The sequence below is a fragment of the Phaeocystidibacter luteus genome (assembly GCF_008933115.1).
In the GTDB taxonomy this organism is placed as follows: Bacteria; Bacteroidota; Bacteroidia; order Flavobacteriales; family Schleiferiaceae; genus Phaeocystidibacter; species Phaeocystidibacter luteus.
Genome location: NZ_WBVO01000004.1, coordinates 94,197 through 116,065, shown reverse-complemented (window position 1 = coordinate 116,065; position 21,869 = coordinate 94,197). Strand labels below are relative to the sequence as shown.

At 46.7% G+C, this 21,869-nt stretch carries 14 protein-coding genes; 4 read left to right on the top strand and 10 right to left on the bottom strand.

Translation table 11 applies throughout. The features are described from left to right. Positions 1-6: 6 nt before the first annotated feature. The gene (locus tag F8C67_RS06965; RefSeq protein WP_151667109.1) at positions 7-1,323 is read right to left on the bottom strand and encodes a UDP-glucose dehydrogenase family protein; all 1,317 of its coding nucleotides are present in this window, start codon (positions 1,321-1,323) and stop codon (positions 7-9) included. After that, positions 1,323-2,456, bottom strand: a complete 1,134-nt coding sequence (locus F8C67_RS06960; RefSeq protein ID WP_151667108.1) for a DegT/DnrJ/EryC1/StrS family aminotransferase — start codon at positions 2,454-2,456, stop codon at positions 1,323-1,325. Before F8C67_RS06960 ends, F8C67_RS06965 begins: the two co-directional genes overlap by 1 nt. 112 nt (positions 2,457-2,568) lie before the next feature. Between F8C67_RS06960 and F8C67_RS06955 the strand changes: the two genes are divergently transcribed. Both F8C67_RS06955 and F8C67_RS06950 read left to right on the top strand, forming a co-directional pair. Then, positions 2,569-3,321 carry a hypothetical protein gene (locus tag F8C67_RS06955; RefSeq protein ID WP_151667107.1) on the top strand — a complete coding sequence of 251 codons (753 nt, stop codon included), beginning with the start codon at positions 2,569-2,571 and terminating at the stop codon, positions 3,319-3,321. 4 nt (positions 3,322-3,325) lie between these two features. Beyond that, entirely contained in the window at positions 3,326-4,564 is a 1,239-nt protein-coding gene (locus F8C67_RS06950; RefSeq protein WP_151667106.1) for a 3-deoxy-D-manno-octulosonic acid transferase, read from the top strand. Here F8C67_RS06950 and F8C67_RS06945 read toward each other — a convergent pair whose 3' ends face one another. Beyond that, complete coding sequence (locus F8C67_RS06945) at positions 4,565-6,688, bottom strand: S9 family peptidase (protein WP_151667105.1); 2,124 nt, start codon at positions 6,686-6,688, stop codon at positions 4,565-4,567. A gap of 51 nt (positions 6,689-6,739) precedes the next feature. On the opposite strand from F8C67_RS06945, the gene F8C67_RS06940 reads away from it, so the two are divergent. Further along, a complete protein-coding gene (locus tag F8C67_RS06940; RefSeq protein ID WP_151667193.1) occupies positions 6,740-7,615 on the top strand; it encodes an SDR family oxidoreductase in 876 nt (291 codons plus the stop codon). Here the strand turns inward: F8C67_RS06940 and F8C67_RS06935 are convergent, their stop codons facing one another. The 3 genes from F8C67_RS06935 to bcp form a co-directional block, all read right to left on the bottom strand. Further along, positions 7,616-8,692: a tetratricopeptide repeat protein gene (locus F8C67_RS06935; RefSeq protein ID WP_151667104.1), complete on the bottom strand. Its 1,077-nt coding sequence runs from the start codon at positions 8,690-8,692 to the stop codon at positions 7,616-7,618. A gap of 126 nt (positions 8,693-8,818) precedes the next feature. After that, positions 8,819-9,823 carry a recombinase RecA gene (gene recA / locus F8C67_RS06930; RefSeq protein ID WP_151667103.1) on the bottom strand — a complete coding sequence of 335 codons (1,005 nt, stop codon included), beginning with the start codon at positions 9,821-9,823 and terminating at the stop codon, positions 8,819-8,821. Between the two features lie 83 nt (positions 9,824-9,906). Further along, complete coding sequence (bcp, locus tag F8C67_RS06925) at positions 9,907-10,368, bottom strand: thioredoxin-dependent thiol peroxidase (protein ID WP_151667102.1); 462 nt, start codon at positions 10,366-10,368, stop codon at positions 9,907-9,909. Between the two features lie 60 nt (positions 10,369-10,428). Here bcp and nth point away from each other — a divergent pair, with 60 nt between their 5' ends. Next, a complete protein-coding gene (gene nth, locus F8C67_RS06920) occupies positions 10,429-11,091 on the top strand; it encodes an endonuclease III (protein WP_151667101.1) in 663 nt (220 codons plus the stop codon). On the opposite strand, the gene F8C67_RS06915 is transcribed toward nth, so the two are convergent. The 4 genes from F8C67_RS06915 to gcvP form a co-directional block, all read right to left on the bottom strand. Beyond that, positions 11,088-14,327 carry a PD40 domain-containing protein gene (locus F8C67_RS06915; protein WP_151667100.1) on the bottom strand — a complete coding sequence of 1,080 codons (3,240 nt, stop codon included), beginning with the start codon at positions 14,325-14,327 and terminating at the stop codon, positions 11,088-11,090. The two genes, nth and F8C67_RS06915, sit on opposite strands and share 4 nt — an antisense overlap. Positions 14,328-14,470: 143 nt before the next feature. After that, complete coding sequence (locus tag F8C67_RS06910) at positions 14,471-16,471, bottom strand: T9SS type A sorting domain-containing protein (protein WP_151667099.1); 2,001 nt, start codon at positions 16,469-16,471, stop codon at positions 14,471-14,473. A 290-nt stretch (positions 16,472-16,761) separates the two neighbouring features. Beyond that, positions 16,762-18,786 (bottom strand): T9SS type A sorting domain-containing protein, encoded by a 2,025-nt coding sequence (locus F8C67_RS06905; RefSeq protein WP_151667098.1) that lies wholly within the window; start codon positions 18,784-18,786, stop codon positions 16,762-16,764. 138 nt (positions 18,787-18,924) lie between these two features. Continuing rightward, positions 18,925-21,795 carry an aminomethyl-transferring glycine dehydrogenase gene (gene gcvP / locus F8C67_RS06900; protein ID WP_151667097.1) on the bottom strand — a complete coding sequence of 957 codons (2,871 nt, stop codon included), beginning with the start codon at positions 21,793-21,795 and terminating at the stop codon, positions 18,925-18,927. Between the last annotated feature and the right edge of the window lie 74 nt (positions 21,796-21,869).

The following is a 21,869-nucleotide window of genomic DNA, read 5'->3' as shown; positions in this document are numbered from 1 at the left end:
ACTTTCTTATTGAATTCCGATTCCGTAGTAGTCAAATCCTAGTTCGCGCAAACGAACGCGGTCATATAAGTTACGACCATCGAAGACAACCGCATTGTTTAAGCTCGATTTTACTTTGCTCCAATCTGGAACTCGGAACTCGGCCCACTCCGTAACTAATAGAAGTGCATCGGCATCTTTCAATGCGTCGTATTCGTTTTCGGCGTAGCGAATCTTGTCACCTAGGTGCAGGTGTTGCGCTTCTTCCATTGCTACTGGATCGTAGGCACAAACGGTGCCTCCCGCCTTCAAAATTTGGTCGATAATCACCAAACTTGGTGCCTCGCGCATATCGTCCGTTTGAGGCTTGAAGCTCAAACCCCACATGGCGAAATGCTTTCCACTTAGATCACCAAAGTGCTTCTTCAGCTTGGTGAACATCACTTCTTTCTGCGATTCGTTCACGTCTTCTACCGACTGAAGGATTCTCATTTCGTGGCCATTCTCACGAGCGGTTCGAATGAGCGCCTTAACGTCCTTCGGGAAACAGCTACCTCCGTAGCCAATCCCTGGATAGATAAACTTGTTTCCGATTCTCGGATCGCTTCCGATTCCACGTCGAACCGCGTTCACGTCAGCTCCCATGATTTCGCATAGGTTAGCCACATCGTTCATGAAGCTAATCTTCGTTGCAAGCATGGCATTCGCTGCATATTTGGTCATCTCTGCCGATGGAATATCCATGATGATTACAGGGTGACCGTTCAACGTGAATGGTCTGTACAAGCGCTCCATCGTTTCACGAGAGCGGTCGCTTTCAACACCCACTACGATTCGGTCAGGCTTCATGAAATCGTCAACTGCAGCACCTTCCTTGAGGAACTCTGGATTTGAGGCGACGTCAAACGTCAAATCGCTTCCGCGAGATTCAAGCGCTGATTTCAGCTGTGCGCGCACCTTTTCGGCGGTACCGACTGGCACGGTAGACTTCGTAACTACAACCATGTAGTCTTGCATGTGCTCACCGATGCCTTGCGCTACTTGAAGAACATACTTCAAATCAGCGGAGCCATCCTCTCCCGGAGGTGTTCCTACCGCAATAAATGCAGCTTCAGCACCCTGGATGCTTTCGGCGAGGTTTGTGCTAAACTTGAGACGACCTTTCGAAAAGTTTCTTTCAACGATTTCCTCCAAGCCAGGCTCGTAGATAGGAAGAATACCTTTCTTCAGGTTTTCAATTTTCTTCTCATCTACATCGATACAAGTAACGTCCATTCCCACCTCACTGAGGCAAGCTCCGGTTACAAGTCCAACATAGCCAGTTCCTACGATTGCAATTTTCATCAGTCTTGGTTTAGATATTCGAGCACGCTAGAGGTGATGTACTCGAGTTGTTCGTTCGTTAATTCAGTGTGCATTGGAAGGGAGAATACTTCATCTACCAATGTTTCAGTAATAGGAAAGTGTCCAGAAGGATATCTGTCATCAGCATAAGCGGTTTGCATATGCAATGCCACAGGATAGTATATCATGGATGGAATTCCCTTCTCTTCTAAATGTGCTTGTAAACCTGCACGATCTGCATTTAGCAATCTCAAAGTGTATTGATGGAATACGTGCGTACTCTTATCAGCGCGAACTGGGGTTTGCAAATTCGGATGATTCGCAAAGGCGTTATCGTAGTATGCTGCAGCGGCCTGTCTAGCCTTACCGTAATCGTCGAGCCTACGAAGCTTTATTCGAAGAATCGCTGCTTGAATACTGTCTAGTCTTGAGTTCACCCCGATACTATCGTGGTAATAGCGCTTGCTCTGTCCGTGATTCACAATCATGCGCATCTTGGCAGCAAGATCGTCGTCATTTGTAAAAATCGCACCTCCATCACCCATGCAACCGAGGTTCTTGGAAGGGAAGAACGAGGTACAGCCAATTTCGCCGATGGTTCCGGCCATGGCCTTTTCTCCATTGGAGAAAGAATACTCCGCTCCAATAGCTTGTGCTGTATCTTCGACTACCTTGAGGTTGTGCTTTTTGGCAATTTCCATCAAGCCCTCCATATTCGCTACTTGCCCGAACAAATGAACTGGGACAATAGCCTTTGTTTTTGCAGTGATTGCAGCTTCAACCGCTTCGAGATCGATTAAGAATGTATCTGGATCAACATCCACTAAAACGGGAGTGAGTTGAAGAAGTGCGATGACCTCTGCAGTTGCGACATAAGTGAAGGTTGCAGTAATCACTTCATCACCGGGCTTCAAACCGAGGCCCATCATGGCAACTTGAAGTGCATCTGTTCCATTAGCACATGGAATCACGTGCTTCACTCGAAGGTAATCTTCAAGTTCAGATTGGAAGGATTTAACCTCTGGACCATTAATGTAAGCGCTGGAACGTATAACGTTGAGAACGGCGTTGTCAATTTCTTCCTGCATACCCTCATATTGGGTTACCAGGTCTACCATTCGGATATCTTTCATGCGTATGTTTTTAGCAGTACATCAAAAGTAAGGAACAGAGAGCAAACGAAGCGCTAAGAATCATCGTTTCATAGGTGAAGTTCCTTATCGTTTAAAAAACTAATTTCGCAACATGCGAAGACCTCTACTTCTTATTGCCATTCTCTTTTCCACACTCACCTTCGCGCAGGTAAATGTTCGCGATTCCACGGTACAGGGGTGGCTCATCCACATCTCCGCTTCGTACAATGTGAAAGGTGGTGATTTCAGCGATCATTTTCTACCCAACTTTAGTGTTGGAGGTGATGTGCAGTATAAATGGAAATCCAATTGGTTCCTCTCAGTTGGAGGCCGATATCATTTTGGAGATAAATTGAGAGACCCACAAGCCGTGTTTGGCGACTTGCTCACCTCCACAGGGGAAATACTTGCACTAAACGGCGAGTACGCCACAGTTACCTTTCGGGAAAGAGGCTGGAACGCCTCAGTTGATGTGTCCTATCTATTCAATCAATTCGGCCACAACCCCAACAGCGGTGTGATGTTAGGTGTCGGACTAGGCTACAACGCACACTGGATTGACGTTCGAAATCAACAGGAGAACACCCCACAGATTCAAGATGACTACCTGAGAGGATACGATCGATACACCCAAGGATTCATGACCCGACAATACCTCGGGTACCATTTCGCCGGTAATCAGCGGAGCGTAAACTTCACCGTTGGATTTGAATTCATGCAAGGATTCAATTCCAACAACCGTGAGTACAACTACGATACTCGTATGTTTGACACGGGAAGCAAACTCGATTTGTATTACGGATTAAGAGTATCTTGGTTCTTGCCAATTTATAACGAGAACGCTCAGAAGTTCTACTACTACTAATCCGATGTTGGGATTCTTCCAGTTGGGATATGCAGCTTACAGAACGGTTGCAAACCTCACCGCTCCTTTCAATGAGAAGGCGCAGAAATGGGTTGCCGGAAGAAAACAGATTTACATCGATCTTGCCGACTTATCAACTTCAGATAAAGTTCTGTGGTTTCATGCTGCCAGCTTAGGTGAGTACGAAATGGGACGCCCCGTTCTGCTCAAAATGAAGGAGCGTTATCCCGAGAAAAAAATCCTAGTCACGTTCTTCTCCCCTAGCGGATATGAGAACAGAAAGCACGACTCAGCCCTCGATTTCGCCTGCTATTTACCTCACGATCAAACCAGAAGTGTTAAGAAGTTCCTCGACAGGGTAAATCCGGAAATAGCGGTTTTCATCAAATATGAGTTCTGGCCTGTCATCCTCAAAGAACTCATTTCCCGAAAGGTTCCGACTTCTGTGATTTCTGCAACCTTTCGCGAGAATCAGTTCCTCTTTTCAAATTGGGCCGTGTCCCTGAGGAAACTCTTGCATCACTTCAAGTTGATTTCGGTACAAGATGGCCGCTCTCAAGAAATTCTATTGTCAAAAGGGTTCACAAATGTTGAACTTACGGGTGATGGTCGATTCGACAATGTAATCCGCCTTTTTGATGAGGATTTTGAACATCCGGTGATTGAGAAGTTTGCCAATGAGCGTGAAACAATCGTAGGCGGCAGCATTTGGGAAGAAGATGAAGAGGTTCTCCTTCCCCAAATAAATCGACATCCCTATTTCAATTTCCTGCTTGCCCCGCACGACGTCAGCAAATCGAACGTTCAACGACTGCTGAAACGCATTCCTGCCAATGCCGTTCTTCTAAGCGAATGTGATGAGCAAACCGACCTCCAAGACGTAAAAGTTCTAATCATAGACTCCATAGGGGTACTAAGCAGAGCCTATAGATTTGGAAGAATCGCCTATGTTGGCGGCGGATTTAAGACCGGCTTACACAACATACTAGAACCGGCCGTGTATAGCCTACCTGTCATTTACGGTCCGCAGCACGGCAAATTCTGGGAAGCGGAAGGGCTCCAACGCGCTGGTGGCGGCTTCTCGATTAAATCACAAGAGGAGGTCGATGCCTTGCTAAAGAAATGGGGCGACTATCCTGCTGAAAGAGAAACGGCTGGACTTGCAGCTCGCGAATTCATCTTGCAGAACGCTGGAGCAAGCGAAAAGACGGCGGAACTACTCCACCGTCAACTCACTCAATAGTTATTCTGATATTCCCTGAAGATCTAGGAGAAATGCATATTCCATCGCGATCTCCTTAAACGCTTCGAATCTTCCGGATGCTCCGCTGTGTCCCGTATCCATGTTACAATGCATGAGAAGCGGACGTTCCTTATTGGTGCGGACATCCCGCAACTTTGCAATCCATTTTGCTGGCTCCCAGTACTGCACCTGACTATCGTGCAGTCCAGTTGTGATAAGCATAGCCGGATAATCCTGCGCCACCACCTGGTCATACGGTGAATACGACAACATGTATTCGTAATACTCGGCGTCATTCGGATTCCCCCACTCATCGTACTCTCCAGTAGTCAATGGAATGGTTTCATCAAGCATAGTGGTTACGACATCCACGAAGGGAACTGCCGCGATTACTCCGTTGTACAAATCGGGACGCATATTCACGCAAGCTCCCATGAGGAGTCCACCAGCGCTGCCACCCATGGCGTACAATGAAGATTTGGTGGCGTATCCTTCATCTACCAAGAACTGGCCGCATGTATTGAAATCTGTAAAGGTGTTTCGCTTTTTCAGAAGCTTACCGTCTTCATACCAGTTTCTACCCAAATACTGACCTCCACGAATGTGCGCGATAGCGAATACGAAGCCTCTATCCAGCAAACTTAAGCGGCTCGATGAAAACGATGGATCGATGGTATAGCCGTATGACCCATATCCGTAAAGAAGCACAGGGTTACCCGTATCCTGCTTCATATCCGCACGGTACACGAGTGAGATTGGCACACGCACTCCATCTTCAGCAACTGCCCAAACGCGCTCAGATCGGTATTGGGTTTTATCATAGCCGCCAACAATTTCTTGTTCTTTGAGCAAGGTCTTTTCGCGAGTTTCTAAATTGAACTCCAAGACCGAGCTTGGGGTGGTGAGTGATGAATATCCATAACGCAACACCTTAGAATCAAACTGTGGGTTGTTGCCAATGTACGCGGTATATGTTTCTTCTTCGAAAGGGATGAAATACTCCGCAGAAGGATTGTTCCAAGGTATTACGCGAAGCTTGTTCAAGCCTTGAGTGCGTTCGTCAGTCACCAAATAATCGTTGAAGATTTCGATGTTTTCCAGGAGCACATCTTCTCTGTGAGGAATTACCTCTTCCCAGTTCTCAACTCCGGTCGACGAAACCGGTGTGCGCATGAGCTTAAAGTTCGTGGCATTGTCGTGGTTAGTGCGAACGTACCAATGGTCCTTGTAGTGGGCAATGCCGTACTCCAATCCGCGAACTCTTGGATGAAACACAACAAATTCCTCATCTGGGCTATCCGCCGGAATAGTACGGTACTCATTGGAGAGCGTGCTGCCACAGCCGATTACGATGTACTTCTTGCTGCGAGACTTGTACACGTAGGTCGTAAAGGTTTCGTCTGCCTCGTAGTACACTTCGCTATCCAAACCAGCATCGGTGCCTAGCTTGTGCTTGTGAATTCGATCTTGACGAAGCGTTTGACGGTCCTTCGAAGCATAAAACAAGGTGCGATTGTCTTCCGCCCAAGTAGAACTGCCGCTGGTGTTTGGAATATTCTCTTCGATGATTTCACCTGTTTCCAAATCCTTGAAGTGGATGGTATAAATTCTTCTTGAAAGAGTATCAACTCCAAAGGCAATCATCTTGGAATCTGGTCGCACTGAGATTCCACTTACCTGATAATACGAATGCCCTTCGGCGAGTTCGTTCACGTTGAGCATGACTTCTTCCTCTGCTTCCATGCTACCTTTGCGACGGCAATAAAGCGGATACTGCTGCCCTTCCTCGAAGCGGGTATAGTAGAAGTAACCATCGAGTTCGTAAGGAACAGACGAATCATCTTGTTTGATGCGACCTACCATCTCTTCATAGAGTTTCTCCTGAAGCGGTTCGGTTCCTTTCATAATGGCTTCGCGATAGCTGTTTTCAGCCTCGAGGTAGTCAATCACCTCCTGATTATCACGTTGATTTAACCAGTAATATTCGTCGATGCGGATATCTCCATGCTTTTCTAAACGGGTAGATATCTTTCGTGCGTCGGGCTCTTGGACCATTTCGTTTGATTCGTTTTGGCAACTAAAAAGTGCAAAGGTGCTAAGAAGTGGGAGAATTGTGTACCTCATCAAATGGTAAATTGTATTTTGGCAGGACACAAGATAGACATCACAATGGCGATATCCCACACTTCACCTATGCTTCCTGCTGATTCACTAAAAGACAAAGTTATTTTAGTAACCGGCGGTGGCAGCGGACTTGGCAAATCAATGTCAACTTATTTCTCCCAGCTTGGCGCCAAGGTTGCCATTTCGAGTAGAAAGCAAGACCGCATAGATGAGGCCGCAAAGGAGATTTCTGATCAAACCGGAAATGAAGTGTTCGCTTTTGCCTGCGATGTACGTGACTATGCTCAAGTCGAGGCCCTGAGAGACGCCATCGTTGAAAAATGGGGAAATCCGGATGTAGTGGTGAACAATGCCGCTGGCAATTTCATCAGTCCAACCGAACGTCTTTCTGCCAATGCCTTTGATGCCATCATTGACATCGTGCTCAAGGGAAGTAAAAACGTAACACTCGCCTTTGGTAAGAAGTGGATTGCCGACAAAGACACGGACAAATCCTTCCTCAATATTGTGACTACCTACGCGTGGACAGGCTCTGCTTACGTTGTGCCAAGTGCAATGGCTAAAGCAGGTGTTTTGGCCATGACTCGCAGCCTGGCTGTAGAGTGGGCAAAGTATGGCATCCGATCTAACGCAGTAGCGCCCGGTCCGTTCCCAACTAAAGGAGCTTGGGATCGATTACTACCTGGCAATATCTCAGAGAAGTTGAATGTGGTGAATCAGATTCCGCTTCGCAGATCAGGAGAACACCAAGAATTGAACAACCTTGTAGCCTACATGATTAGCCCGTTTGGGGCCTACATGAACGGCGAAGTTGTTACCCTCGACGGTGGAGAATGGTTGCAAGACGCTGGTCAGATGAACTTCCTCGACCAAGTATCTGATCAGGAATGGGACATGCTGGAAGCGATGATTAAGAGCGCGAAGTAATTACTGCTGTTGCGCATTCATTTCAGCCTGCATTTCTCGAATCTGCTGCTGAACCCTCTGAATTGCCACTTTAGAATCTTGGTGAGTTGGATTGTACGCTAGCGCCTGACGATAGTCTTGCTCCGCGCGGATAATATCCCCCATTTGCTCGTAGGTCCAACCACGCGCAAAGTAGGCACGGTGATTCACCTGCTGCGCTTCAATCGACTTGTTGAAGTATCCGATTGCCTCTCTTCGTAGGTCCAGTTCAAGGTGGATGTACCCAAGGTGATACGGCGCCATGAAGTTCTTGGGTTGCAGATCCATCACCTTCGTGTACGCCTTAATAGCTTCGTTGTAATTGTCAATCGATTGATAGTACCATCCTTGATTGAAGTATACATTCGGATTGTTTGGATCGAGTTCAATGAGGCGCTGATAATAAGATTCGGCAATTGGCATCTTTAGATCGCCAGCCATGACCGCCGCATAATCCAGCGCTGCAAAGAAATCAGGATCTCTTTCGATCGCTTCTTGCACGTAACGAATTGCCGTTGCGGTATCTCCAGTCATATCGCGGTAATTACTCGCAAGGATAAAATATGATACCGGTTCTTCGGAGTCGATGTCGATAACCTCGCGCACCAACTTCGTGCTCGTCTCAAGATCGCCAATAGCCCGATAGAGCTCAGCTAGTTTCAAGCGGCAATCAACACTTTGAGGGTCTACTTCAATACACTTCTTCCAAGCGTCTCTGGATACTCGTGTCTTATTATTGAAGAAGTGGATATCACCCCAAAGCAGCAGTACCTTCGGATTGAGACTGTCGAGTTCCTTAGCCGCTCTGATATCTGCTTCGGCGTAGCGATAGTTCTTTCTAGAGATGTAACGTTCAGCTCTAGCCAATAGACCGTCCACGCTAAATGGATTGTCGTGCAAATATGCATTCAATGAATCGTCGAGGAATCCCGCATCTGCCGGAGCGAGCGAATCCATTGGACTAACCACCTGGCTCGAGTCGTTGGTGTCCGACTTAGGTTTGTCGTCACATGAAGCAAGTGTGAATGCAAAAAGGGCTAATAGAAGTGTATATCTCATGGTGCAAAGCTACATAACCTGTGGTAAGACCAAAGGGTTCAATGAGGTAACGGCAAAAGTCGACAAAGGGTTAGAAAAAAGAAAGGTCCCATCGAAAGACGGGACCTACATTTCTATGGTGAAATACTATTCGGCTGCAGCCTTCACTTTCTCGTGAATGCGACCTTCGATTTCTTCTGCTAGTTCTGGATTGTCTTTTAGGAGTTGCTTTACGGCATCTCTACCTTGACCCAGTTTGGTGCCGTCGTAGCTGAACCAGCTACCACTCTTCTGAACGATTTCGTGTTCAACACCGAGGTCGACAAGCTCGCCAACTTTAGAAATCCCTTCGCCATACATGATATCAAACTCGGCCTGACGGAAAGGAGGGGCTACTTTATTCTTCACCACCTTCACACGTACACGGTTTCCGATCACGCTATCTGTAGACTTGATTTGGCTTGAGCGACGAATATCCAATCTCACAGAAGAGTAGAACTTAAGCGCATTACCACCTGTGGTAGTTTCTGGGTTTCCGAACATCACGCCAATTTTCTCACGAAGCTGGTTGATGAAGATGCAGGTACAATTCGTCTTTGAAATGGTACCCGTTAGCTTTCTCAAGGCTTGCGACATCAAGCGTGCTTGAAGTCCCACTTTTGAATCGCCCATCTCACCTTCGATTTCGCTCTTCGGTGTAAGTGCAGCTACGGAGTCGATAATGAGGATGTCAATTGCACCTGAGCGAATCAAGTTATCGGCAATCTCAAGAGCCTGCTCACCATTATCTGGTTGAGAAATAATAAGCTCCTCTGTATTCACTCCTAGGCGCTCAGCGTAAGTGCGATCAAACGCGTGCTCGGCATCAACGAAAGCAGCGATACCGCCGTTTCTTTGAGCTTCGGCAATCGCATGAAGCGTAAGAGTGGTTTTACCTGATGATTCAGGACCGTAAATCTCAACTACTCTACCACGCGGGTAGCCTCCTATTCCCAATGCAAGGTCGAGACCAATGGAACCAGAAGGAATTGTATCAACTTCGATAACGGGTGCATCACCCATGCGCATTACCGCGCCTTTACCGTAAGTTTTATCCATTTTATCCATCGTCAGCTTCAGCGCTTTCAGACGGGCATCTTTATCATTACTCATTGACAACTTTGTTTTCTTGGAAGCACAAATATAGGCCTTCCAAAGGGGGCTATCCGTTTTAAAACGGGTAAGTTATCGACAGTTTAGGCGTATGCTTCAAGAATTTGTTGAGCGGCAGCTTTTGACTTCACTTTCGTGATCACCAAATCGATTTTTCCCTCTTCATCAATTACGAAAGTTTCGCGATGAATACCGTCGTACTCTCGCCCCATAAACTTCTTCAAACCCCAAACTCCGTAAGCATTGATAATCTCCTTTTCAGTGTCAGGGATGAGTGGAAACGGCAAGTCGTATTTATCCGCAAACTTGTTGTGCTTCTTCTCATCGTCCGCCGATACACCGATGATTTCAAATCCACGGTCTTTGAGTTCGCTGTATTCATCTCTAAAGCTACAAGCCTCAGCCGTGCATCCTGGAGTATCATCTTTCGGATAGAAATAGAGAACCACCTTCTTTCCCTTCAAAGAATCTAAAGTGATTTCATTCCCTTTGTGATCTTTCGCGTGGATAGCTGGAGCATCGTCTCCCTTCTTCAGATGTGTCATATTATTCGTTTTTTTGGTCTTCTTATCGGAACAATAGACGAAGCTAAAAGTTTGAACAGCATGACCAAAACAGAAAAGGTATCCTTTGTGATTGAAACGTTGGAAAACCTCTATCCCGAGACTCCGATTCCTCTCGATCACCACGACCCATATACCTTACTCATAGCGGTCCTGCTGTCCGCTCAGTGTACCGACGAACGTGTGAACAAGGTTACGCCCCACCTATTCGCCACTGCCAGCACCCCACAAGAGATGATCAAGCTCACTCGCGAAGAGATTGCCGATATCATTCGTCCGTGTGGCCTCACCCCCATGAAAAGCAAGGGGATTTATGAGCTCTCTCACATCCTGCTCGACAAGTACAATGGAGAAGTTCCTGCAGATTTTGAAGCGCTAGAAGCTCTACCAGCTGTTGGACATAAAACCGCGAGCGTGGTGATGAGTCAAGGTTTTGGAGTGCCAGCATTTCCGGTAGACACCCACATCCATCGCTTGATGTACCGTTGGGGTTTGAGCACCGGCAAGAACGTGGTTCAAACCGAAAGGGACGCCAAGCGCATCTTCCCAGAAGAAAAGTGGAATAGCCTGCACCTTCAAATAATATTCTATGGCCGAGAGTATTGCCAAGCCAGAGGCTGGGATCTACGAAAGGATGTAATCACCCAAAAAATTGGTCGGAAGACGGTTGTAAATGAATGGGTTAAAGCGAATGGCCCGCTCTAGAAGTCGGTGCTGATAGAGAAGTAGAATACGCGATCGAGGATAGCCCCATCCTCTACACCCCAAGCCCAGTCTACTCGACAGAAATATCCGAGAAGTCGGCTGCGAAGTCCAAAACCGAATCCACCCACTATAGGTTCTCTTTGTGTATCGAGAACCACGCGGTAACCCAGTCGATCTACCGTTCTGGTATTGATAGCATTCTCTTCAACATACGGGTGAAGTCCGTTCCAAGCTGTACCTATATCTCCAAAACCTATGACTTGGAAGTTCGCTAGGAAGTCATTCTGAATGGGCGCATTAATCAAGTACTTCACTACTGGAATCCGCAGTTCACTATTAATTACTGCGAAGCTATTTCCATTTCTGATGTTCTGGAAGAATCCTCGCATGTTGGTTACCACGGTCTGGAACGCGTAATTCTGATCGCGCGCATACGGTGTGTTGTTCGTGAAGGCAGGAGCAAACTCATTGTCGACCCCACCTAGATAATGCAGCAACAACTCGTTTCCAAAGGAGGTTCCAAAGGCGAATCTATTCGCCCAAATAATCTCCCTATGCACCGGGATGTAGTTCCTCCAATCGATACCAAGAGTGACCATTCCGGAGTTACTGCTACTCAGGTTCTCATAGAATTCCGTGAAGATCTTATACCGAGTACCGTGGTAGAGGTTAATGCCTTTCTTCCGCGTATTGTCGTATACAAATGCAGCTTTGAGAATTCCATAATCCGTGATGGATACTGGATCTAGCTCTCCTGGAACCACGGTAGCAGCATTGTCCATCAAAATGATTCGCCTCTGATTTCTATACCCTGCAGAGAACCGGAAACCTGCTACTTGACTCAAAGGATAATCCATCTTATAATGCCCCTCGTAGGTCAAGTAACGCGCATTTGCAAAGGCGTCTGGTAAGAAAGCAACCTGACTCCTGCGGTAGAGTGATATTTCAGAATTCCATCTGCTTTTCTGGTCAAGGAACCCAAAGAATAACTCGGAGTTCGGACTTAACGATACCCCAGGTAGTGGTTGGAAATCGGTCCTGAACCCAGCAATCATGCGATAGTCGTTCAGGATGTCTACTGCCCCTACCTTGAACATTGTATTGAAACCTGTATTGATAAGCCCTCCACCTGGTGTCCCAGTAAATGGCTGATATTGAGGGTAATCAAATACGTTATCGATTTGAACTGTAAACTCATCTCGGATGAAGGAGAGCAGGTAAATCCGGTCTTGAGGAATTGGGAAGTCTTCACCAAAAAGACTATCCAAGTTTTCTTTTGAGGTTGTTTGAACCGGCACGGAGGTTCGGGTTTTGATAAGCGCTAACGCTTCTGGTGCAAACTCGTAATTGTGAATGTCAACCTCCCCTTGCTTTCTTGCATCAACCACCTCTTCCGGATCATTGGTCGGGAAGGCACCACCTGCCACTTCTTCACCTCTAACGGCGGAGATAAACTCATCTGGAAACTCAAAGTAATCAACTGCCAGCCTGTATCTATCGTCCCGCATGTACACTCTCGAAATCTGTTGCGTCTCACGATTGATGTCATAATTCACCGTGCCAAATATTGGAGATTCAAGTTCGGCCTGTCGGATGAAGTAATCGTAATGCGTGATTGTATCTACGAATGCGATGCTAGAATCGAGCTGAACCATGTAGGTTTTGGCAGCTCCACCATCACTAGTTGAACCGTTGTAGGTGAAGTACCCATCGCCAATGGAGCGGGGTTGAATTTCATTAAGACCACTTGGGGTATTCAAGCGCCACAGCACTTGATCTTCGGGCTTGTCCATTCGGTAGATGAACAAGTCAAATCTATTGGGGTGATTGAAGACTTCCAGCCCCTGCTGTAAAGTATCGTTGTCTCGATTCGATCTAAAAACGATGAACTTATCGTTGTTGACGAAGATCGGGTCTAGGTCTGTATAGCCGTCTTTCGTAAGTGGCTTGATGCTCTTAGACAAAATGGTGTACAGAAAGATGTCCGACTGGTTTCTCTGAACGGCCGACATCAAAAACTGTCTACCGTCTTGAGAATACGTGATAGAGCGAACTTTCTGAAAGCCGTAGAACTCTCTTTTCTCGAGTTCACCCTCCTCAACATTGTAGAAGTACAACCAGGTTAAGCCTTCCTCTTCGGTAATGATAGCTAGAATCTTCCCATTTGGATGCCAAGCCATGAGTGGGTAGCTATAGTCGGCATTTTGTGCGATGAGGTGACCTCCACGAAGAACGGTCGTACGATCGTTTTCTTCAATGTCAAGAATACTCACCCTATACTTCCCTAGTCGATTTCGAACATAGGCTATGTGCGTTCCATCTGGCGAAAACAAAGGACGGTTTAGCCTGCCATCTCTGCGGCTTCTTCTGAGCTCCAAATCTTCGACAGCCTCCTCATTGAAACCCATGGGAATCAACTGGGCATAATACTGTTGCCAGTTTCGCAGCAGTTGTTCGGAGTTCACGCCCAAATTGTATTGGAGGCCTTTATCGATACTACGCTCCATCACGGTCGTATAGACGATGTTCTTGATGAGATTTTCTCCGTAGGTTTTTGCGATGTAGTTCCAAAGGCTATGGCCTGCAGCTCGTGCTTCGTACCCAGTAAGCGCATACAAGTGATCGTACTTATCGTGGGTCATTCCATCGATAATGTAATTCTCCACATCGGAGGAATATGGATAAGCTAAGTACGCCAGCATACCTTCCGTGAACCACTCAGGAAGATTCAGCAAGGTTGAATTTCGAATACTCTGGGTGAAGCCACCGTACATTAAATTATTCAGGGCTAGGCCGGCTAATCCTTCTCTAATTTGATATTCTAGATGCGCATAGTCGCCATCAAAATAGACAAAGATTCGGGTGCCTGCGAAGTGGGTTACGCCTCCCGTATTGTACGACTCATCGTCCGATGCGTTAAGATTGCTTTGCTTGAGCTCACTCAGGTTGTTGAAAACCATGATTTGAATGCGCTCATCAAGGGGCACATCTAAGGCCTGTTCGATGATAGGCATTTGTCGGGTTACGATGCGCGCTACTTGCTGAGCGAGGTACTGTCCGTCTTCATAATGGTACACATCGAATCGATCGTAGCGGTAGAAATTCCAATCGAACCTCGTGAACTCTACTCTATTCTTCCCGAAAGTTTGGTGTAGTCCATAGTAGAATTGCCCCCATGCATTAGAGCATAGCAGCACGGCTATCAGGAGTGTAAAAGCGCGTAAATGTTTGGACATACACTTAAAGGTAGTGAAACACTGTCTAGCTACCTTATCATTAACGCAGATTGGTGTGATTCAGTTTGCAGATGCGAACATAAAAAAACCGCCCATCGAAATGATGGGCGGTGTAGCAAAACAATAACTAATTCTCAATCCAATTACTCAACAGTCAATCGGAACGAACTAACTGAATCGTCTTTCTCCACAGAGAGAATGTACACCCCTGGAGTTAGCATACTCACGTCAACTGGAACAGAAGTTCCAGGTACTGCGAGTTCAGATTTTGTAGTGATAGTGCGGCCTTGCATATCGACGATGCGTAGGTCGAATTCACCCGAAACATCTCCAAACTCCATGTTCACGTATTCGTCAGCTGGGTTTGGATATAGTTTGATCTCATTTGAAAGGTCGATTTCTTCTACAGATACGGCACATCCAGCAGGATCAGAAAGCGCACATGTAATAACACGGATGTGTGGTGCATTCAAATCAAGTGAACCTTCAAATCCGGTGTACCAGCGTGGTGCTGAAATCGTGTAATACATGATAGACGAACGTGAAGGCTGGGAGAAGTGGGTTGAGTTTCTCAAGTTGATTGGATTTGCATCCGCATTTGAGAACATGGTCACAACTACGTAGTAAGCGCCTGTGTTGGTCGCATCCAATGTAATTGGTAGTCCAGAAGCATCGCGCAATTGAACTCGGATAACACGATTCGCTACGTCTTGAGCTGTAACGGTGTGCTGTACGTAAGCGAGGGGCTGACCTGGGAATCCGTTAGTAAAGGTAAAGCCAGTGGTATCCATGATGGTCACCTCTACTACTCCACCAGCAACGGTCGTGTTAGACAACCAGATATCTGCACCAAAGATTCTTTCGCCTTGTACAAGGTCAAAGCGGGAAGCAATCGCAGATCCGTCAGGACCGATATCATCCGTACCGAAACGGTTATCGAATGTATTGAAGTCGGTAGACATCAATGAATCGGTCACGAAGATTTGGAATGTGTCGCGCGGAATGTCCGCTCCTGTAACAGAATCGGAAAGGGCTGAATAAACCACTCGGTAGTTTCCGGTAGTTGTGGCAGTCCATGCTGCGGTATTCATCACATTGTAATCAGCGATGCTGTCTGGCTGAAGTGTTACAGACTGAGAGCTGAGTGTTTGAACAACATTGTCGTTATCGTCAAGGATATCAATTTGCAGACGAAGGTTTGTTTGCGGCTGCGATCCGAAGTTGTAGATGTTCGCGTCAAATGAAATAGGACGATTCTGCTTTAGTGGCATGATGCCGTGCTTAGAAGAAAGTCCGTCGTTATTATAGATGATATCGTGCGCTGGAGCGCCATCTGTATTTTCAACAAAGCGAACGGAGTGATTTGGCAGGTCCAAAATGCTGATATCATCGAGACACCAGAAGTAGTACCCGTTGCCATTGGCATTGCCAGGGCGACCGTCGAAGATGAAACGAATCATCGCGTTGGCTGAGTTACCGAGCTCTGCACTGATGTTGTATTGAAGGTTATCTACGTTTGGAGATGCACCGTTTACACCAAGAGTAGCGTCGGAATACGCTGTGATGGTATCTGGCCAAGTAACGCCACCGTCCGGCGACATTGCGATTTGCATATTGGCAAAGAACACACGTGCGTAGCTGTTCAGCTCAAGCATGATGTACTGATGCCCTGTCAAATCGATTGTGTCGGTGGTAAGCGTACCCACGTGTGGAGCGGGAGCAACGCCTTGACCTACTGTGGCAGAGCTACCGTTGTTATCCAACCAGCCAGAATCAAAAATCACGAAACCGTTGGTACGTGTAGCTGATTGAATAGGGTCGTTTGCTGCGGCGAATGCACCACGAGAGCCGGTACCTACTCCGGGAGTTGTACCTGGACCGCGGTATTCCCATTGTGCAGCAGCCATAGGTTGTAGGCCACCATCGAAACCTTGATTTGTCCAAGTTGCTGGGATTCCATTTGCGAAGTCCTCTGACCAATAAACGGCTTCGGTGCCGGATGACTGATGTGTGCGAGGGGCTTGAAATTGAACCGTCTCGAGCTCGTACTGTTTTTTCTGAGCGGGGAGTTGATTTTGGTCGGCTTGTCCGTACGAAGTTGCGCACATAGCTAGACCAAGAAGAGATAGAGTAATCTTCTTCATGATTCGTGTTTTGAGTTTTTTCACGACGATTTTCGTCGCTGTTGATTTGTGTTTACGGTTGTAATCCCGTCACTTTTTGGGCCGGACTAAAGGCGATTAGTTGAAGGTGAAGGTGTATGCCTAAAACGTTCCCAAAAGTGTTACAGCAATTTACCTAAGCCCATACTCAGGCACAAACTCAAAACATTAGCTCCGAGTAAAGACAATCTTTACGAGTTGAAAAGGTGTACATAAAAAAAGCCGCCTCGAATGATCGAGGCGGCTCAATATGCGAGTTATCGCGGAGTGAATTACTTCACGGTAAGCTTGAATGTGCTCATTGCGTCACCTTGAGCGATGTTCATCATGTAAACACCTGGAGTCAAAGTATTCAATGAAACTGGAACCTTAGTTCCTTCGATAGCTACTTCAGAAGTAGAAATCACAGTGCGACCTTGAAGATCTACTACGTTGATTTCGATATCACCGTTGAAATCGTCACCGAACTCGAGGAATACTACGTCCTCAGCTGGGTTAGGATAAACGTCGATAACGTTGCTTAGATCAACTTCTTCGATACCAACTTCCATACAAGCGGCAGCTGAAGCAGCTGGGCAAGTGATGGCGCGGATGTGAAGACCGTTGATAGACAAGCTGTTTGTAAATCCTGTGTACCAACGCGGGCTAGAGATCGTGTAATACATGATCGAAGAAAGCGCTGGTTGTGGGAAGCTCTGGTCGTTACGAAGGAAGATTGGGTTAGCTCCTGCATTAGAGAAGAAAGTAACCACGATGTAGTAAGAACCAGTGTTAGCAGTGCTGAGGTAAACTGGGAATCCGTCAGTACCAGTAAGGTCAGCGCGGATAGCACCATTGTCTACGTCAGTTTGTGTAACAGTGTGCTGGTAGTAAGCCAATGGCTGAGTAGGGAAACCGTTTGTGAAGTCGAAACCAGTAGTATCGTAAACAGTAACCTCAATTACACCACCAGGAACAGTAGTAGCAGACAACCAGATGTCAGCAGCGAATAGACGCTCGTCTTGAACGAGGTCCATACGAGTTGCAACAGCAGAACCGTCGTCACCAATGTTACCAGTACCGAAACGGTTTTCGAATACATTGAAGTCAAGTGACAACAATGAATCAGTAACGTAGATAGTAGAGGTATCAGAAGCGAATGGAGCTACAGTACCGTTACAAGAGTCAGACTTAGCAATCCAAACGATGTCGTAAGCACCTTCTGCACTTGGAGTCCAAGTAGAAGTGTTCAACACAGTGTAGTCAGCAATACCGCCTGAAGCAACGTTTACAGTACCAGAGTTCAAAGTTTGAACTACGTTACCGTTGCTCAACACTTGAAGCTCAAGCTGTACGTTGTCCTGCTGGTCCCAACCGAAGTTAAGTACGTTACAGTCGAACGCGATAGGACGAGTCTGCTTAAGTGTCATGATACCAGTCTTGCTCTCGCCAGTAGTAGTACCATAGATGATGTCACGCTCTGGTGCACCGTCAGTGTTCTCAACGAAACGGATAGAGTGACGTGGAAGGTCGCTAAGACGGATATCGTCGATCATCCAGAAGTAGTAACCGTTACCGTTGGCGTTACCAGGACGACCGTCGAAGATGAAACGCATCTTCACGTTAGACTGGTTACCGATGATGTTTGAAACGTTTACCTGTACTAGGTCAGCGTTTGCAGAAGAACCGTTAACACCCAAAGAAGCGTCTGTGTAGATAGTCGCTGTATCTCCCCAAGTAGTACCACCGTCAGTTGAGAAAGCAACTTGCATGTTCGCGAAGAACACACGGGCGTAGCTCTCCATTTCCAACATAACATACGGCTCACCTGTAAGGTCAATCGTGCTAGTTGTCAAAGTACCAACGTGTGGAGCTGGAGCAGTACCACCACCAATGTTAGCAGAGTTACCTGAGTTATCAAGGTAGTCTGAATCAAAAATAACGAAACCGTTAGCTGTCGTAGTCGAAGCAACTGGATCGTTAGTTGGTGGGTTGTTATTCACACCAGAGAAAGCACCACGAGATCCTTCTGCATTAGTTGGAGTTGTGCTTGTGCCACGATATTCCCACTGAGCAGCAGCCAAAGGGCTAAGGTTTCCATCGAAACCTTGGTTTGACCAAGTAGCAGGGATACCATTTGCGAAGTCCTCAGACCAAAGGATAGCTTCACTTCCACGGTAATCTGTACGTGGAGTGATGTTCACTTGAGTCTCCGGGTTCGCTACTTCCATCTGAGCTGGAAGCGTGTTCACTTGTTCCTGTCCGAAAGCCGCAGAAGCTACCAACAGACCCAAGAGAGTCGGAGTAAATTTCTTCATGTTAAGAAATGTTTTAGTTAATCACTAATGAGCAATACGCAATATTACCTAAATTTAACATAAATACAAATGAAGAAGCCCCTTGGTTTTTCAAGGGGCTTCATTATTTATTAACCGAAAGTCTATATGTACTGGTTGTTAGGATTCTATGTACTCCTCAATCGGGGCACAAGTGCAAATTAGATTCCTGTCTCCATACGCATCGTCTACCCGACGAACCGATGGCCAGAACTTATTCTCCATTATATAAGGTAGCGGATAAGTCGCCTTTTCTCTAGAATATGGCAAATCCCAATTGTCGGAAATCGTCATACCCAAGGTGTGTGGAGCATTCTTCAATACGTTGTTCGTGGCATCTACCTGCTCACTCACAATTTCATCAACTTCCTTACGAATGTTGATCAACGCGTCACAGAATTTATCCAATTCCTCTTTGCCTTCACTTTCCGTAGGTTCTACCATCAACGTACCCGCAACAGGGAACGAAACCGTCGGAGCGTGGTATCCATAATCGATCAGGCGCTTGGCAATATCAACTACTTCTACTCCAGCTTCACGCTTAAATGGACGACAATCCAAAATCATTTCGTGTGCACAACGACCGTTTTCGCCAGCATATAGCACTGCATAGTGACCTTCCAAGCGCTGCTTGATGTAGTTGGCGTTCAGAATGGCATACTTTGTTGATTCGGTCAATCCCTTTGGACCTAACATCTTAATGTAGGCGTAGCTGATCAACAAAATCAAACCAGAACCCCAAGGAGCAGCAGAAATTGCCGAGATACCTTGTGAGCCACCGGTACGAACTTCTGGGTTGGTAGGAAGGAACGGAGCCAAATGCTTCTTCACACAAATTGGTCCCATACCAGGGCCACCACCACCATGCGGAATCGCAAAGGTTTTGTGTAGGTTGAGGTGACAAACATCCGCACCAATCAATCCTGGGGATGTCAAGCCTACCTGTGCATTCATGTTGGCACCATCCATATATACTTGTCCACCGAACTCGTGAATGATTCCAGTTACTTCCTTCACACTGGCTTCAAACACCCCGTGTGTAGATGGATAGGTAATCATCAGACATGCTAGGTTTTCCGCATGCTTTTCAGCTTTAGCACGAAGGTCATCCACATCGATGTTTCCGCGGTCATCGCACTTCACAACAACAACCTTCATACCGGCCATTACTGCAGAGGCTGGGTTCGTTCCGTGGGCAGAAGATGGGATGATTGCAATATCTCTGTGTGCTTCACCTCTTGACGCGTGGTATGCGCGGATGACCATCAAACCTGCGTACTCACCTTGAGCACCACTGTTTGGCTGAAGTGAAGTGGCATCAAAACCGGTAATCTCGGCTAGATCACGTTCTAACTCATTAATTACAAAGTGATACCCTTCCGCTTGATCTTTAGGGACAAACGGGTGAATATTACCGAAGCTCGGCCAGCTCAATGGCAACATTTCTGTCGCAGCATTCAACTTCATTGTACACGAGCCAAGTGCAATCATGCTGTGATTCAACGAAAGGTCTTTGCGCTCCAACTTCTTGAGGTAGCGCATCATTTCCGTTTCACTATGGTATTTATTGAATACTTCGTGTGCTAGGAAATCAGATGTACGCGTAAGTCCCTCTGGCAACATGCTCGCTTGAATGAAGTCCTGATACTCTGGAGCCTCCATTTCTTTTGCCTCCGCGAGAACCGCGAGAATGTCGTTTACGTGTTCTACGCTTGTGTGCTCATTCAGACTAATACCGATGCGGTTTCCGTACATGTAACGGAAGTTGATCTTGTAGTCTTCCGAAATCTTGCGAAGATTGATTTCATCAACATCACCCAATTCAACTTCGAGGGTATCAAAGAATGTAGGGTTGAGTTGCTCATATCCCAATTTCTCCAAGCCGTCATTCAAAGTGACAGCCGCTTGGTGAATGGTGGTTGCAATTCGCTTCAATCCATCCGGACCGTGATAAACAGCATAAGCGCCGGCCATGACAGCTAGGAGAACTTGAGCGGTACAAATATTCGAAGTTGCACGGTCGCGCTTGATGTGCTGCTCGCGAGTCTGAAGAGCCATACGTAGAGCCGTGTTCCCATCGCGGTCGATGGTCTGACCAATAATACGACCAGGAATCAATCGCTTGTATTCTTCGCGGGTGGCGAAAAATGCAGCGTGAGGACCACCATAGCCGAGTGGAATACCAAAGCGTTGAGTTGTGCCAACTACAACATCGGCGCCCCATTCACCCGGAGGTGTAAGAAGTACCAAGCTCATGATGTCAGCTGCAACGGCTACAAGAACACCGTTTGAATGAGCTTCTTCTACGAGATCTTTGTAGTCATGAATGGTTCCAACTACATCTGGGTATTGAAGCATCGCACCGAAGAAATCTTCTCCGAAGCTCATTTCACGGTGGGAACCAATTACTAACTCAATCCCCATAGGCTCTGAACGAGTCTTGAGTAGGTCGATATTCTGAGGAAGACAGTCTTTCGAAACGAAGAATTTATTCGCTCCTGCCTTCACCTTGTCTCTAGATCTTGCCGAGAACATCATGCTCATGGCTTCGGCTGCTGCAGTCGCCTCATCGAGAAGGGACGCGTTTGCGAGCTCCATTCCAGAGAGTTCAGCAACCATCGTTTGGAAGTTCAAAAGCGCTTCCAATCTACCTTGGGCAATCTCAGCTTGATAAGGAGTGTACGCGGTGTACCATCCTGGGTTCTCGAGAATATTTCTCTGAATTACACCTGGAAGAATGGTATTGTGGTATCCGAGGCCGATGTACGATCTAAATACCTTGTTTTTCCTAGCTTGTTCTTGAATGTGAACCATAAACTCCTGTTCGGTCATTGCCGTGGAGAGGTTCAAGGCTTCCTTCATTCTAATTCCATCTGGAACTGACTGTTCGATGAGTTCATCTACTGAGTTAACACCGATGGTCTTCAGCATCTCATTCACCTCGTGCTCACGAGGTCCAATGTGACGATAGGAAAAAGCGTGTGTCTTCATTTACCGCGCACTTCAAAAATTAGGCTGCAAAGTTACGATTGGCTAAGCATTTAACCGAACGAACAACATCTACA